The organism is Marisediminitalea lipolytica, from assembly GCF_001758465.1.
In the GTDB taxonomy this organism is placed as follows: domain Bacteria; phylum Pseudomonadota; class Gammaproteobacteria; order Enterobacterales; family Alteromonadaceae; genus Alteromonas; species Alteromonas lipolytica.
Genome location: NZ_MJIC01000017.1, coordinates 19,898 through 35,172, shown reverse-complemented (window position 1 = coordinate 35,172; position 15,275 = coordinate 19,898). Strand labels below are relative to the sequence as shown.

The 15,275-nt window shown below is 48.9% G+C and carries 18 protein-coding genes; 5 read left to right on the top strand and 13 right to left on the bottom strand.

The features are described from left to right. Nucleotides 1-9: 9 nt before the first annotated feature. Nucleotides 10-1,521, top strand: a complete 1,512-nt coding sequence (locus BFC17_RS20495; protein WP_070178397.1) for a Ppx/GppA phosphatase family protein — start codon at nt 10-12, stop codon at nt 1,519-1,521. A gap of 25 nt (nt 1,522-1,546) precedes the next feature. On the opposite strand, the gene hemB is transcribed toward BFC17_RS20495, so the two are convergent. The 7 genes from hemB to tatA are packed head-to-tail and all read right to left on the bottom strand — an operon-like array spanning nt 1,547 to nt 7,101. Continuing rightward, nucleotides 1,547-2,551, bottom strand: coding sequence for a porphobilinogen synthase (hemB, locus tag BFC17_RS20490; protein ID WP_070178396.1), 1,005 nt, complete (start codon nt 2,549-2,551; stop codon nt 1,547-1,549). A gap of 9 nt (nt 2,552-2,560) precedes the next feature. Next, the gene (locus tag BFC17_RS20485; protein WP_070178395.1) at nt 2,561-4,444 is read right to left on the bottom strand and encodes a sensor domain-containing diguanylate cyclase; all 1,884 of its coding nucleotides are present in this window, start codon (nt 4,442-4,444) and stop codon (nt 2,561-2,563) included. A 14-nt stretch (nt 4,445-4,458) separates the two neighbouring features. Continuing rightward, the gene (locus tag BFC17_RS20480) at nt 4,459-5,229 is read right to left on the bottom strand and encodes a TatD family hydrolase (RefSeq protein WP_070178394.1); all 771 of its coding nucleotides are present in this window, start codon (nt 5,227-5,229) and stop codon (nt 4,459-4,461) included. Nucleotide 5,230: 1 nt separating this feature from the next. After that, nucleotides 5,231-5,776, bottom strand: a complete 546-nt coding sequence (locus BFC17_RS20475) for a hypothetical protein (protein ID WP_070178393.1) — start codon at nt 5,774-5,776, stop codon at nt 5,231-5,233. Between the two features lie 45 nt (nt 5,777-5,821). Beyond that, nucleotides 5,822-6,565, bottom strand: coding sequence for a twin-arginine translocase subunit TatC (tatC, locus tag BFC17_RS20470; RefSeq protein WP_070178392.1), 744 nt, complete (start codon nt 6,563-6,565; stop codon nt 5,822-5,824). Continuing rightward, complete coding sequence (gene tatB, locus BFC17_RS20465; protein ID WP_070178391.1) at nt 6,566-6,865, bottom strand: Sec-independent protein translocase protein TatB; 300 nt, start codon at nt 6,863-6,865, stop codon at nt 6,566-6,568. It abuts the gene before it with no gap. Further along, complete coding sequence (gene tatA / locus BFC17_RS20460) at nt 6,865-7,101, bottom strand: twin-arginine translocase TatA/TatE family subunit (RefSeq protein WP_070178390.1); 237 nt, start codon at nt 7,099-7,101, stop codon at nt 6,865-6,867. Before tatA ends, tatB begins: the two co-directional genes overlap by 1 nt. A 490-nt stretch (nt 7,102-7,591) precedes the next feature. Between tatA and BFC17_RS20455 the strand changes: the two genes are divergently transcribed. After that, nucleotides 7,592-8,392 (top strand): hypothetical protein, encoded by an 801-nt coding sequence (locus BFC17_RS20455; RefSeq protein ID WP_070178389.1) that lies wholly within the window; start codon nt 7,592-7,594, stop codon nt 8,390-8,392. Here BFC17_RS20455 and BFC17_RS20450 read toward each other — a convergent pair. Both BFC17_RS20450 and BFC17_RS20445 read right to left on the bottom strand, forming a co-directional pair. Then, on the bottom strand, nt 8,377-9,072 hold the full coding sequence (locus BFC17_RS20450; RefSeq protein WP_070178388.1) for a hypothetical protein: 696 nt from the start codon (nt 9,070-9,072) through the stop codon (nt 8,377-8,379). The genes BFC17_RS20455 and BFC17_RS20450 overlap by 16 nt on opposite strands. 64 nt (nt 9,073-9,136) lie before the next feature. Next, the gene (locus BFC17_RS20445; RefSeq protein ID WP_070178387.1) at nt 9,137-10,030 is read right to left on the bottom strand and encodes a LysR family transcriptional regulator; all 894 of its coding nucleotides are present in this window, start codon (nt 10,028-10,030) and stop codon (nt 9,137-9,139) included. A gap of 149 nt (nt 10,031-10,179) precedes the next feature. Between BFC17_RS20445 and BFC17_RS23035 the strand changes: the two genes are divergently transcribed. Then, on the top strand, nt 10,180-10,413 hold the full coding sequence (locus BFC17_RS23035) for a DUF2517 family protein (RefSeq protein ID WP_070178386.1): 234 nt from the start codon (nt 10,180-10,182) through the stop codon (nt 10,411-10,413). On the opposite strand, the gene BFC17_RS20435 is transcribed toward BFC17_RS23035, so the two are convergent. The 3 genes from BFC17_RS20435 to BFC17_RS20425 are packed head-to-tail and all read right to left on the bottom strand — an operon-like array spanning nt 10,410 to nt 12,107. After that, a complete protein-coding gene (locus tag BFC17_RS20435) occupies nt 10,410-11,069 on the bottom strand; it encodes a DUF799 domain-containing protein (protein ID WP_070178385.1) in 660 nt (219 codons plus the stop codon). The two genes, BFC17_RS23035 and BFC17_RS20435, sit on opposite strands and share 4 nt — an antisense overlap. Next, a complete protein-coding gene (locus tag BFC17_RS20430; RefSeq protein ID WP_070178384.1) occupies nt 11,069-11,413 on the bottom strand; it encodes a DUF4810 domain-containing protein in 345 nt (114 codons plus the stop codon). Before BFC17_RS20430 ends, BFC17_RS20435 begins: the two co-directional genes overlap by 1 nt. Before the next feature lie 7 nt (nt 11,414-11,420). Further along, entirely contained in the window at nt 11,421-12,107 is a 687-nt protein-coding gene (locus BFC17_RS20425; RefSeq protein ID WP_083271879.1) for a CsgG/HfaB family protein, read from the bottom strand. A gap of 233 nt (nt 12,108-12,340) precedes the next feature. On the opposite strand from BFC17_RS20425, the gene BFC17_RS20420 reads away from it, so the two are divergent. After that, nucleotides 12,341-14,695, top strand: coding sequence for a fatty acid cis/trans isomerase (locus BFC17_RS20420; protein WP_070178383.1), 2,355 nt, complete (start codon nt 12,341-12,343; stop codon nt 14,693-14,695). A 20-nt stretch (nt 14,696-14,715) separates the two neighbouring features. On the opposite strand, the gene BFC17_RS22660 is transcribed toward BFC17_RS20420, so the two are convergent. Beyond that, entirely contained in the window at nt 14,716-14,853 is a 138-nt protein-coding gene (locus tag BFC17_RS22660) for a hypothetical protein (protein WP_175439606.1), read from the bottom strand. A 205-nt stretch (nt 14,854-15,058) separates the two neighbouring features. Here BFC17_RS22660 and BFC17_RS22360 point away from each other — a divergent pair, with 205 nt between their 5' ends. Beyond that, entirely contained in the window at nt 15,059-15,229 is a 171-nt protein-coding gene (locus BFC17_RS22360) for an oxidoreductase-like domain-containing protein (protein ID WP_083271877.1), read from the top strand. The last annotated feature ends 46 nt before the right edge of the window (nt 15,230-15,275 follow it).

Genomic DNA, 15,275 nt, shown 5'->3' with positions numbered 1-15,275 from the left:
GTAAACGCTATGCAGCCACAAACCGATTTTGATGCCGAAACACTTGGCGAATACTATGCCGCAGTTGACCTGGGGTCGAATAGTTTTCATATGGTGGTGGTGCACGTGGCCAATGGCTGCGTGCAAATCATTGGTAAGATAAAGCAAAAAGTGCGTCTGGCCGCCGGGCTGGACAAGGACATGGTGCTCAGCGAAGAAGCTATGCAACGCGGCTGGGACTGTTTAACCACCTTTGCCGAGCGTTTGCAGGATATCCCGGCATCTAATATCCGGGTGGTAGCGACCGCAACCCTGCGTTTAGCCGTAAATGCACAAACCTTTATCGACACCGCAGAAAAAATACTCAAGCATCCGCTGGACGTCATTTCGGGTGTCGAAGAGGCCCGCCAGATTTATCTGGGCGTAGCTTACACATCGGCGAATCAGGGCAATTCACTGGTTATCGACATCGGCGGTGCCAGTACCGAAATTATTATCGGTAATGACATGCACCCTATCCATATGGTCAGTCTGGACATGGGTTGTGTAACCTTTATGGAGCGTTACTTTCTGGATGGCGAATTATCAGAAAGTAATTTCCAGCGCGCCCAGGAAGCGGCCTACGATTTACTTGATCCTGTGGTGGATGCCTTTTTATGTTTTGACTGGCAGAACTGCTTAGGCGCTTCTGGCACACCCCAGGCGATTACCGAAATACTGGTTAAGCAAGGTATTAGTGACGCCATTCGCATCGACTATCTGTACAACCTTAAACAACAGTGTATCGACTGTGGCAATATTAAGGAACTGGTCATTGATGGATTGGAACCAAACCGTCAGCCTATTTTCCCCAGCGGCCTGACCATCCTGCTGGCGCTGTTTGAACGATTAAAAATTCGCACCATGAATATCTCCGGCGGCGCACTGCGCGAGGGGCTGATTTATGGCATGCTGGATAACCTTAAGCACAACGACCGCCGCACGCAGACGCTGAACGCTGCTATCCGCCGTTATCACATCGACAAACCCCATGCCAACAATGTGAAAAACCTGGCCATCAACCTGTGTAAACAGCTGTGCCAGCAATCCACATTTTGTCATCTGGATACCGAAACCGTGCTTGACGCGGCGGCGATGCTGCACGAAATCGGCCTGCATATCGAATATAAAAAGCACCACGAGCACTCTGCATATATTCTTAACTATATCGACTTACCGGGTTATACCCGCTTACAGCGTGCTGCGATCCGAGATTTAGTGGGCGCCCACCGGCAAACCATTAATCTGGCGCCATTCGGCTTGTATCACAGTGATGTGAAGCCGATGTTAGAAGGCTTGTTACGTATTTTGCGTATTGCCGTGGTAGTGTGTTTACGCCGTCATCAACAGCATATTCCGGCAATTGAGCTCAAAGTCGATGGCTCAGACTGGGTACTGACGTTTCCGGAAAAATGGCTGAAAGAACATCCGCTGATCAACGCTGAGCTGATGAATGAAGCCTGGCTTCAGCATAAAGCAGGCTGGCAGCTTACCTGTCGGTAACTGGCCAGCCCCTTTTAGATTTAGCTTACTTCTGCTGCTTGAGTAGTTTTGCCGCTTCCGGGGCAAAATAAGTCAAAATGCCATCCGCACCAGCACGTTTAAAGGCCAGCAACGACTCCAGAATCACCTGTTCGCGATTAAGCCAGCCGTTTTCAAACGCTGCCATATGCATGGCGTATTCACCACTTACCTGATAGGCAAAAGTCGGTACCGCCAGCTCAGATTTGCAACGACGAACAATATCCAGATACGGCATGCCCGGCTTTACCATTACCATGTCGGCGCCTTCTTCCAGGTCCAGCGCGATTTCAGCGATGGCTTCATCACTATTGGCCGGATCCATCTGGTAGGTTTTCTTATTGCCGCCTTTGATATTAGCAGCAGAGCCCACCGCGTCCCGGAACGGACCATAGTAAGCAGACGCATATTTTGCTGAATAAGCCATGATGCAGGTATGTACAAACCCGGCTTCTTCCAGCGCATCACGGATGGCACCGATACGGCCATCCATCATGTCGGATGGGGCAATAATATCAACGCCGGCTTCCGCGTGAGACAAGGCCTGCTTAATCAGAATCTCCACGGTCTCATCGTTCATTACGTAGCCGTTGTCATCCAGCAGTCCATCCTGACCATGGGAAGTAAACGGATCCAGCGCCACATCGGAAATCAGCATCATTTCCGGTAATTCGGCTTTCAGGGTTCGAATTGCCGTCTGGGCAATGGCCTCAGGATTAAACGCTTCACTGGCACACAGGGTTTTCTTGTCCATGGGCGTTACCGGAAACAATGCCAGGCTGCGAATACCAAGCTCATAAGCCTCTTTGGCGGCTTCAACTAACAGGTCGACAGACAGTCTTTCAACACCCGGCATCGACGGTACTGTTTCACGCTGGTTAGTACCGGGCAGGACAAACACCGGATAAATCAAATCGGCCGCGGTCAGCTGATTTTCGGCAACCATTGCCCGCAGACCGTCGGTGCGACGTAAGCGGCGCATACGGCGCGGCAGATACTGTGAATAGCTCATATAATTGTCTCAGTGTGGTTGTTCTATAGTGGCAACGACCTGATTCCGGCCCGCTTGTTTAGCGGCATATAACCGCTCGTCGGCCAGTTTTAACAGATCCATTTCGGCCTCGGCATGGGCAATCACTGCACTGGCTACGCCACTACTCATGGTTAACGAAATAGTTTGCGAATCAACGATACAAGGCGTTACTTCAAGCTGCTGACGCATTGTCTCAACCAGTTGCGCGGCGCCCTGCAAATCGGTGTTAGGCAAAATGATAGCAAATTCCTCACCGCCGTAGCGACAGACATCGTCGGACGGACGTTTCAGCAGGCTCTGTAGCGTTTGTGCCACATGGCGAATACAGGCATCACCGACGGTGTGGCCAAAACGGTCATTAATTTGTTTAAAATGGTCAATATCGATCATGGCCAGCGCCAGCGAAGTTTGCTCACGACGACTGCGGCGCCCTTCAGCCTGCAACCGCTTATCAAAATGGCGTCGGTTACGAATACCCGTTAAGGGGTCGATGGTGTTGAGCTTTTCCAGCTCACGGTTGGCGTCAGACAGTTCACGCAGCGCAATTTCAAGTTCCAGGGTCCGCTCCTGAACTTTGTACTCCAGATCGTCCTGGGCACGTTGCTGCAAATCGATTAACTCCTGCTTGGTACTGACCACTTCCCGCTCACGAATTAACGCTTCTTCCTTGGCAAACAGGATTTCGTCACGCTGGCGACTGTAGCTGATAGCCAGGATAAAAGACAGCATCAGTGCTTCAATAGTAGCGCCGTAAACCAGTAATACCTGTGACGGAATAGGCATGCTCACCACGCCAAGGTTATCCAGACTGGCCGATAGCGCGCTGATTAACAGTGCACTCCATGCCAACGCATAATAACCGGCAATATTAACCCTTCTGTAAGCAAACCAAACAGCCACTCCCATAATCAAAAATACGGTAATGGTGAGCAGTACCAAAAACATTTTGATCGACATCGCGTAATCAAGCAAAAGTGAACTCAGTGTCAGCACGGCAAACGCTATAGCCAGACCGTTAAAACACCGCGATAACCAGCGGCTATGTTTATGCACTTCCAGCAAGGAGGCGGAAAAAATTACTGCAAACACCAGTGTAGCGCTGGCCAGAAAGCCAACCGACTGCCCCTGAAACCAGACCTGCTGTGGCCACAGGTATTTAAAACTAAAACCGTGGACCGTTGCCAGCGTGAGGCCCAGACAAAACACATAGCCGGTATAAAATAAAAAAGTCAGGCTGCGGGTGGTAAAGAAGAAAAACAAATTACTCAGTCCCATAGCCAGCAGCAAACCAAAGAACAAACCCATAATCAAATTGGTATTAGCGGTGTGTTCGCTGAATATTTCACGCTGCCAGACCTTTACCGGAACTTTGACAACACTTCGGGAGCGCACATAAATAAACACTTCAATGGGTTTATCGTTATCCGGCAGCGCGAATAAAAAGCCGTGATACTTTAGCTTTCGCTGCTGAAAAGGCTGGCTGTCGCCCGTGGTAAAATGGCTTACTGAATCACCCTGTACAAACCACAGGTCGATGTAATCAAGTAAGGGGTAGTCTATTTCCAGATAAGATTCAGAGTGATTAACCCGGGCTGCGGGTAAATCAAATTTAAGCCAGTGGGCGGCATCGCTGTAACCAAAATTGGCCGGATTGGGTATCTCATTCCAGCTGACTGATTTGTCGGCCTGGAGTTCTTCTAACGTGGCAGGCAGGCTATCGCCCCCGGCAGTCAAAAGCGTTGGCTGCACGGTTGGCTGGCCATTAATCAGGGCCGAACGGGTAAAAATGATAAGCACCGCTACCACTATCAGACTGGTCAGTATAAATAAGGTCTTCTGTGTAACCAGCTTAGTTGCCGCCAATATTTGCATACCTGAATGCTCTGTTAGCTAAATAATTGTTCTGTATTGTTAAAGCTAATTTCTTGTAACCTATCTGGTGCCATCGCCTTCAGCTGCGCAACGGCATGGCCGATATGCGGCAAGTACGCCGGGGCATTATTCCGCTGTCGGGGTTTGCGGTCTTTAGGATACAAATAGGGCGCATCGGTTTCCATAATAAGACGCTCGACAGGTAATTGTAAAACAGCCTCTCGCAATGCCTGGCCGCGTTTATCGTCACACACCCAACCGGTAATGCCGATATGTAACCCCAGCGCCAGGTAAGCCTGCATTTGCTCTGTGTTGCCGGTGAAACAATGGGCAATGCCGCCCTGAAGCTGCGCTTTAACAGGTTCCAGAATCGCTAGCTGGTCGGCAAAAGCATCGCGCTCATGCAGATAAACCGGCTTGTTGAGTTCAACGGCGATTTGCAATTGCGTCGAAAAGACCTGCCGCTGCACATCACGAGGAGAGAAATCCCGGTTGTAATCGAGGCCACATTCACCAATAGCAACCACGCCTGGCTGTGTAGCCCTTGCCCGCAGCTCAGCAAAATGCTCTGGTTGCGCAACTTTAGCGTTATGAGGATGGATGCCCAGGGTATAACACAGCTGGTCCGGATACTGACGGTAATAGTCTTCTGCCTGTTGCCACTCATCAGGATGGGTGGTTATAAGGCACAAACGCGTAACGCCTGCGGCTAACGCGGCAGACAGGGTTTGCTCTGCCGGCATACGTTCGTCAAACATATTAATGCCGGCGTCAAACCAGGCCATATTACTGAGTTCGCTTCACTTTGATGCGGCGATTGGAGCCGTCATGAGACAAGTAGAATGCGCCTAATATGCCGCGCTCAACCGACACCGTCATACCCTCAGAAAGTTTGAGGTGCTGGTTATCTTTTTGTTCCCAGCGGGTGCCGTTATCCAGTTTGATAAACAGTTTTCCACGGGCATTTTCGGAGATATCGATAATGGTCGCGGTAATTTCGTCGACTTCAGCTTCAGGGGTTTTCGGATCAAGACCAAAGTCACCAACACTGCTGACTGGTTCGGGGGCGCTTGCTACCACCTGTTGCGGACGTTTTTGCGCCGCGACGGCCTGTCCTCGTGGTGGATTTCTCACCGGTTCCGTGCTGGACGAACCGTTTATTAGCATACGCGCCAGATCGTGGCTACTGATGGCGTCGAAACAGGTCAGTCGTTGCTGATCATCAGCGATACGCTTACAGTTTGCCATCGACTGCGCTAAGTTATCAGCCAGACCAGGAGCTGACAGAGTAAGCAGCACTACGGGTACTAAAAGGAAAATCAGTTTTTTCATGACAAGTGTCCTATTTTTTTATTATGCCCTTAACGTGCGATTACATTATTCGGTAGTTTCGGGCTCTGACTCTTCTTTATCACGCGAATAAAAACCACCCACGATTATTCCAAACTCGTACAGAATCCACATAGGGATTGCCAGTAATGATTGCGAAATAACATCAGGAGGCGTTAATAACATGCCAACCACAAAGGCCCCAACGATCACGTAAGGACGTTTTTGACGAAGACTTTCTGCGTTTGTTACGCCTGTCCAGCACAACAGTACGATAGCAACCGGGATCTCAAATGACACACCAAAAGCGAAAAACAACTTAAGAACAAAATTCAGATAGCTGTTGATGTCGGTAGCCACGGTAACCCCTTCAGGCGCGACCGAGTTAAAGAAGGCGAACACCACCGGAAATACCACGTAATAGGCAAATGCCATCCCGGAATAAAACAGCACAGTACTGGAAAACAGTAAGGGGGCAACGAGTTTTTTCTCATTGCGATAAAGACCCGGCGCAACAAACCCCCAGACCTGATACAACACGTAAGGAATGGCGATAAAAAACGACAGTACCATGGTGAGTTTAAAGGGAGCAAAAAAGGGTGATGCCACATCGGTAGCAATCATTGAAGAGTTCGCCGGCATCGTTTTTAGCAACGGTTGAGCCAGTAAGTGATATAAATCGTTAGAAAAATACGCTAAACAAATAAACACCAGCAAAACACTTAATACTGCGCGCAACAATCGTGAACGCAGCTCTATTAAGTGCGATATAAGGCTATTTTCTTCTGACATCTATGGCTTTTTATACGGTTCTTGAACAGATTCGGCAGCTTGTTTCAGTTCGTCCACACTGTTCTGTAATTCCGGCGACAGGTCTTTGAGGCCCTGCTGTTCTGCTTTCTTCAGGTTTTCATGTAACTCATGAACCCGCAGCTGATGCTCAACCTCTTCTTTGAATCCGCTGGCAACATTGCGAACGCTGCGCACTGTTTTAAGAGTAGATCTTATTGCGCCGGGAAGCCGCTCAGGCCCCAGCACTATCAGCGCTAACACGCCTATCAGCAGGATTTCCCAAAACCCGATATCAAACATTAGTGTTTTTCTTTAACTTCACTTTCTGTTTTTACGGCACCGCTCTCGGCCTTTGGCTTATCTTCAACTTTGGCCTGCGGCTCTTTGAAATCGGCATCTTCTTCTGAAACGGCCTTTTTGAAGCCTTTAATCGCTCCGCCCAGATCCGAACCAATGCCTTTTAATTTTTTGGTGCCAAACAACAGCACTACGATAACCAGTACAATCAGTAATTGTACCCAACCAATATTGCCCATAAAAAACCTCTTGCTTACATCTGTGGCTACAGTATGCCACCAACCTTTCTTAACGACAGCACTTTTATCGTTTTATCGGTCTATTCTACCGAGCCCGGTGGGATTAGCCAGTATTGATTTACGGCAACTTTGCCATGAGTGGCTAAATTTCAGGCAGCTTCGACCACAGGATGTCTGTTAGCGTCATTATCGACAAAATTTATTTGCAGGCCGGGGCATTATCGCGCAAGCTAAACATTCCCCGTCCACGTATTATCAGGCAACATCAAGTGGGGAAGTCCTCGCTTTTGTCTGTTAATTTCAGAAGGATCTGGTTACTTTGTTGGTAAATTCCTTGCACCGCAAAACATGGCTCTTACTTTGTTTGCTCTGCAATGCCCCCGCGTTCGGGCAATCAGCAACAGACGCTGTTGAACGAGAGTCATTACCCGCGAATAAAACTCCAACACATACCTGGCTGGACAGCTGGCATAGTAATTTCAGCCAGTCTATGGATAACACCGCCAAACGACTTGATGAGTTTTTTGCGCTGGAAAACAGCGACGAACACGAAAACGCCCGGGCCGAAGGCCGGGTGAGATTTGGCTGGGAGCCCCGCACCCGGGATCTCGCCGCCCAGGATTTTCGTTTCAGAGTCAGGGTAAAACTGCCCGCTTTGAAAAACCGTGTCGACCTGATGCTCTCCGATGATGAAAGCTACGACCGGGAAGACTCCATCAGAGCCGCCCGTGATGCGGTTAACGAAAACCGGGATTCCACCACGTTATCGTTACGCTACCAGAAAGAACAAAGTTCCCCGCTGTCCTATCGAATCGGTGCCGGACGACGGGACCAGCTGTTTGTCAAAGGACAATATGAAGATACACTGGCCTTGTCTGCGCCGTTATCACTACGCTACGATGGCGAACTGTATTACTACACCCGTGACCAATTAGGTGCAGAGCTAGGCTTAAACTTTTCCTATCAACTGGCAGACGAAAAGTACCTGCGCTTTCACAACCGTTATTACTATCGCGATCGTTTTGAAGACTGGTTATGGCGTCACGAGTTCCAGTACCTGCGGCCGTTAACCGACCAAAGTGCGGTACTGTATACCTTTGTAACCAAAGGCACTACCGAACCCAATCACCAGCTTACTGAAGTTTATACCAGTGCCCGCTGGCGCACCCAGTACAAGCGACAGTGGTTGTTTTTTGAATTAGAGCCATTTGTGATATGGCTGCGCAACGAAGATTTTAAAGCGTCTTACGGGTTGGCGATGCGCTTTGAATTTTATTACGGGCAAACCTGATCATCTGCACTTTGCACAGGCATAAGTGTGTCGTTTTTTTCTTTGGCCAGCCAGACAGCCACAACCACAAACCATAAAATCATCGCCGCCAGGTAGGTCATTTGCCAGTGATGAAAAGCCGGATTAACCAGCACCAGTACACCGGTTACGCCAGTAGCAATACCCAGCACCTGAACCGCCGGATGGAAACGACCTTGCAGCAGCATAAACAGGTTGATCAGGCACAACCACACATCGATGCCCCATTCGGTGCTGACTCGCAGCTTGTTTAGAATCGTATAGATAAACATGGTTAGCTCAACCTGCTCCGCATGATTGGCCGACTGCTGTTTAATAAACATTTCATTAGACATGGTTTCGATAATAAAAATCGCGATGTCGTGGGAAAGAGCAATACAACAGGCTATGGTGCAAACCGTGGCAAATTTACCGAAAGGCCTGGTGGTCTGCACTATCAGCGCCCGATTCAGAAAAAACACACTCAGTCCCACCAGCGGAAATACGATAAAATGCCAAAGATGCAGCAACCAGCCATATTGCTCAATAACCCGCAACCGCCCCTCTGGAAACTGATAAATATCCGGCGCTATCCACTGCATGGTAACGACACCGGTTATAAAACAAAGTGCCCCTGTAATTGCCGCGATAACACCCTGTGATTTTACTGTTGCCGATGCCATTGTTATACATCCCTGTTTATCACTACTCCCCTGCTATCCCCAATGAATGCAGGACAACCTTAGACTATATTTTGCTATTTTCTGTCAATTGGCCTTCAAGATAACGCCCCAGGGTTTGCGCCGCCGGTGACGCTGAACCAGACAATAACAGGTAGCTTTGCACACTGCCCATTGGTGGCAGGCTGTTAATCGGACTGATATCAACCAGACGCTTTTTTAGCAGTGACTCAGGCACCGCAGCGATCGCCAGATTAGCGTCCACCGCCGCTAACTGCCCCATAAAGTTATCGCTGGTGTAAGCTATGCGATAGGGGATCCTGGCATTATCCAACGCTTCAAGCGCCAACTTACGCCAGGAACAGCCGGGTTCAGCCAACGAAAGTAATAAAGGGCGCTGGGCCGGAATTTCACTGCCTTTCTGACTCACCCAATACATGGGTTCTGAACGCAAAAACTTCACCTGGGGACTTTGCAGTGATAGCTCATTGGACGAAATCAAGCCGAGATCAATACTGGCCGCGTCAAATTTATCTTTAATATCAACGCTTCTACCCAGCAACACATCCACATCCACATGGGGAAAATCGCGTTTAAACTGCGCCAGAATCGCTGGTAATACCGTGGCGCCAAACTGCTCAGGCAATCCCAGCCTGACAGTACCTTGCAGGTTGGGCTTGATAAACGCATCCATCAGGGTTTGATTAAGGCTTAACAATTGCCGGCCATAGCTAAGCAGGGTTTCGCCATCTTTGGTCAGCACGATAGCGCGCGAACTCCGCTCAAGTAGCTTTTTATCCAACTGTGCTTCGAGTTTTTTAACTTGCATACTAATAGCCGCCGGCGTACGAAATACGACCTTAGCTGCGTTAGTCATATTGCCGGTTTCAGCAATGGCAATAAACGAGCGTAACAAATCGAGGTCAACAGTGGGGCTTGCCAGGCCGGGGATCGATTCCATTTTTTGCGTCTTCTGTAAAAGTACCTGAGTACAAGGTAATACAGCTCAATCTATAAGAAAAGCTTAACTAAACATAAAATATTATTAGTTTTTCTTAAAAACGAATAATGACTAGCCTGTTTGTACCACGACAACACAGGCTGTGAATCATGAAAAATAAACCTGCAATACCAAGCAATTCCCAGGAGCGCAACGCCAGCACTCACAAAATAATGGCAATCACACCGGGGATGCCGGCTATGCCACCCATGTTGCTATGGCAAGACACTAAAAGGCTGTACCGGGCATTGCAAAGGATGCTTAAAAAAACCACACAAAAAATCTACGGTATTTCTACCAATAGCAACGAGAAACCTGTTCACAGGCAGCGTCACCAGGCTTAATTAGCCGGTGATGCTTTATTCGGAGCACGGGGCCCCGGCAACAAACCATTGTGCGCCTTGGTTGACAACAAACGGGATGCGGCAATTCCCGCTACATCAAACCCTCTGTCCGTCACCGTTTCAATAATCTGCGTTAAGGCAGCCTCAACCAGCATGCCTAATAACCCGTTTTGGTTAGCCCCGCGATTTTCACCACTTGATGCACTGGCCGCGCCCTGCCACAAAATTTCCCCGCTTCGCAGGTCCACCAGAGTGGCTTCTGCCGACACTACGGTGACACTGTTTACGACAATGTACGAGGTGCCATAGTCGCGAATGGTGATGTACAGCCCGGCATCGGCCCCGAAAATTTCATGCAGCTTCTGATAAGGAATAGCATGAACATCCTGCGCCACCGTCATACCATTAGCCATAAAGGTTTGATTAACCACCGCGACGGGGAAAACATAATAGCCGGCTTCGGCGATTGGTCTGACAATCTGCGCCATCAACCCATAAGGCGCCATTACCTCCGGCGTGTTATTAATGGGCGGCATTACCACAATCGAAGTCGGTGCTGCGGCTAAAAACGCGCTGTAGTCATAACTCGGTGACTGAGTAGTCTTACACCCATAAAGCCCGATAACAGTAAGCAAAATTATCACAACCTGACGCATTATTTTGCCGCCTTCTGATTAGCGAGTAAGAAATTGATATATATGGCTGACTCCGGAAACAACTGCTTTTCGGCGTCAAAATGTGCCGCGCCGTTAACCCCGTCGCCCTGCTCAAAATACAACATGCCCAAATGGGCATGCACGCCGGGTGCAACCGGAAGTCCCGAATTGGCGGCTTTTTCAATGATGATCTCAAGGGCGTTGATCTGCTGATCCACGGTGGTCTCATCATTTTTAAAATAATGGTACACCGTGGTCTGATAACCACCGTAATAATACATGGGTTTGGTGGACTTACAGCCCACCATTAGCAGAGCAGCCATAACCAATAATACCGGCTTCATGCCTGACTTACTCCTGAGGCTGCCACTGACCGCCTTCGATACCTTTAACCAGATTGTTAATGGCTTCGCGGATGGACAGCTCCAGTACCTTGCCGTTTAGTGTTGCATCATAACCGGCGGTGCTACCAAAACCGATCACTTCACGTTCGGACAGACTGTATTCACCGGCCCCACTCACTGAATAAACCACTTCAGAAGTCTGGGTATCCACAATGTTAAGCGTGACCCGGGAGTACGCAATTTGTGACTTGCCTTTACCTAACAAACCAAACAGCTGGCGGTCCCCTTCGGTTTTCCGACCGAACTCGGTGACATCACCGGTAATCAGATAGCGTCCACCGGCAATGGTCTGTTGAGTCCCGGCGTAACCGGTTTCTTCAGACAGCGCCTGCATATTGTCGCGGTCGAGCACCGAAAAACGATTGGTCTGTTGTAAATGGCTGATTAATATTGTTTTGGCCTGAGAGCCAAGACGATCGGTACCGTTTGAGAAAATACCGTTTTGGAAACTGGAGCGATTTACAAATTTACCTACCACAACCTTGCTTTTCTCGCCCTGATAGTTGGTGTTGTAAGACTCTACCTTAGGCGCTTCAATGACTCGTGAGGACTGTTGGGTAGCGCAACCTGACATAACCAGTACGCTCATGGAAATCCCGATTGCCAGAGATTTTGTCAACGCAGTAAGTTTCATTTCTATATCCTTTTAAAAACTTGCACAACGGCACTTAAATATTGCTTTGGTCAGTCTCAGACCGGCCGGACAATTAATAATTCAGTTGGCGGCAGAATAAATTCCCGACCAGCTAAACTCAATGACAAAATTGTAAACAAAAAATACAGTCTTCCTATTTGTTCATGGCTTTAGGTAATTCCGCCAAAAACGGGTACTATGCACACGATATACTTCCGGGTAAGGACACTTTTATGCGCGTTAAATCCAAATTTCTGTGGTTGTTTACGGTCGTCGCTGTTGCAGGCTGTACCTACGGCTTTGTGGATCCGCAGGCATTATGGTCAGTGTATGATAACCCCCCTACCAATGAAAAAGTAAACTACACCGAGACTGCCAAACCTATTCTGGATAAACGCTGCGTGGTTTGTCACGCCTGCTATGACGCCCCCTGTCAGCTGAAGCTTGGCAGCTATGAAGGCATCACCCGGGGGGCAAATAAAAAACCGGTTTACCACGGCGACCGACTACTGGCAGATAATCCCACCCGCCTGTTTATTGATGCCCGAAGCCCGGGCGAATGGCGAGGCAAAGGGTTTTACCCGGTACTGGATGAGATCAGTGAATTTAACGATCAGCTCAATAACAGTGTCCTGGCCTCCATGCTGGCACTTAAACGCTCACATCCTACCAATGACGGACAGGCATTAAGCGACGAGTTTGAGTTTGATATTAACCGGGATATGCAGTGCCCTACGATTGGCGAATTCCCGGCTTACCAGCAAGACCATTCACAGTGGGGCATGCCTTACGGCTTGCCTGCCATCGACATGGACGAACACAATTTACTGATGCAGTGGCTGCAAGCCGGCGCGCCAACTTCAGAGCCAGCCCCCATCGCCAGTGCTGATCAGAAAGGAATCGAACAGTGGGAAGCGTTCTTCAACCAGGACTCATTAAAGCAGCAGCTGGTGAGCCGCTATTTGTACGAGCATTTATTCATCTCGCACATTTATTTTGAAGACCGCCAGGGCAATACTCAGTACTGGAGCCTGCAAAGAGCACTAACACCGCCAGGCCAACCCTTTACACCGGTAGCGACAGTGCGCCCCTTTGGTTCACCATTTGAAACCCAGCAGAAAGACACCACACAGCGGGTTTACTACCGATTTATGCCGGTCAAAAACACCATTGTGGCCAAACTGCATATGCCCATCGAGCTGAATCAGGCGAGAATGCAAAAGTGGCAGAAGTGGTTCTTCGAGCCGGACTATCAGGTGACTTCGCTGCCAGGATACGAGCCAGAGATCGCTTCTAACCCCTTTGTGGCCTTTGCACAAATTCCAGTCGCTTCGCGCTACCGTTTTATGCTGGATGAATCACAGCACACTATTATGCAATTTATTAAAGGCCCGGTCTGCCGTGGGCAGATTGCGCTTAATGTCATCAATGACCATTTTTGGGTGATGTTTCTTAATCCAACCTCAGAAATACTTGACCATCAGGGTGAATTTTTAAGTGAGTCACGAAAAATCATCAGTATGCCAGCAGAAGCTGAGTCCAATGCCCTGCCTACCAATTGGATAAGCTATGCCAGACAAGAACATGAGTACTTAACCAAGCGCAGCGAGTATCTGGCCAGTCATGCGCTGGAAGAGGTTCCACTGGATTTAAATATCATCTGGCAGGGTGACGGCGATAATGACAACGCCGGCCTGACCATTGTGCGTCACTATGATGCCGCTACCGTGGTGAAAGGCTTTCTGGGAGAACGCCCACAAACTGCCTGGCTTATTACTTACCCGCTGTTTGAACGAATTCATTACCTGCTGGTGGCTGGCTACGACGTTTACGGCAATGTTGGGCATCAGCTAAACAGCCGTATTTACATGGACTTCCTGCGCATGGAGGGCGAATTTAACTTTCTTGCCCTGTTGCCAAAAGAATCCCGCGAAAAGGTAAGAGAACACTGGTACCGGGGCAATGTAAGTTCTATCGAAAAGTATTTGGCAGAAGGCAATCAAATTAACGGTGAGTCAGCCGTAAAATATACCAGCGATGATCACCTGTCACAGTTATATCAAAAGGTTAGGGCGCACCTTAGCGGTGTACTCAGTAAAAAACATGATATCGACAATGGTTTTACCGACAATACATCGAAAACCGCCTTGCACAGCATACAAGACATTGTTGGGATCCCTGCTTCACTGCTACCGCAAAGCAGTATTCTGCTGGTTGAAGACGCCAGGGCCAATGAGCAGCATATTTATACGCTGCTAAGCAACAACGCCTACACTAACATTTCTCATTTTCTGGCTGAGGATGCCCGCCGGCTTCCCGAGGAAGATACCTTAACGCTGTCCTATGGCTTTGCAACAGCCCATCCTAATGCCATCTTTTATCTGCAAAAAGAGCAGCTTGAGGCTTTCAGAAAAAGTCTGGCTGCGCTAAACAACGAACAGGATTTACAGGCCCTGTTTGAGGCCTATGGTGTAAGGCGGACTGCACCGGACTTCTGGCAGGTCAGCGATAAAATTCATAACTGGTATCAGCAAACTTATCCGCTGGAATTTGGCTACCTTGATTACAATCGCTTAATTAACTGGTAGCCATGCGCCTGGTTTTGCTATCAGGCAAAGATCACCAGTTCGATTAATGCCAGAGCAGCTACAGCACCCATGGTGCAATACATGTTAGGGTCAGTTAGTCGTTCTTTTAACCAATCGTTGCATTTGCCAACGACTGGTTTTTGCATAACACCAGCCATAAAACACTCCTGCTTTTATTGTACGTTTTGAATAAAATCACACCTTGTGACTTTTAAGCTAGCATTGCCAGCGCTGGATGCGTATTAGCCAAACGGTTAAAATTTCACCCACCCTGGTATTTATTTCGCCCCGATAACCATCATAGCGCCGGGCCGGTTGCCAGCCGCTACCGACAAGGACATAATGACATTAAGGAGAATAGCTATGCATGACCTACCACCCGAACCTGAAAAACCCTTATACAGCGATTGCTGTGGTGGCGGTTCCTGTTGTCCCTGCGTATGGGATGACTATTACGAAAAGCTGGCAATCTGGCGCGAGGCTAAACAGGCTCAGGCAGCAAAAACCGCCAAGAACGAGGAAAAGGCTGAGTAAAATGAGACTGAGCTAAACCGACCGGACAACTGGCGTTGCCCGGCCG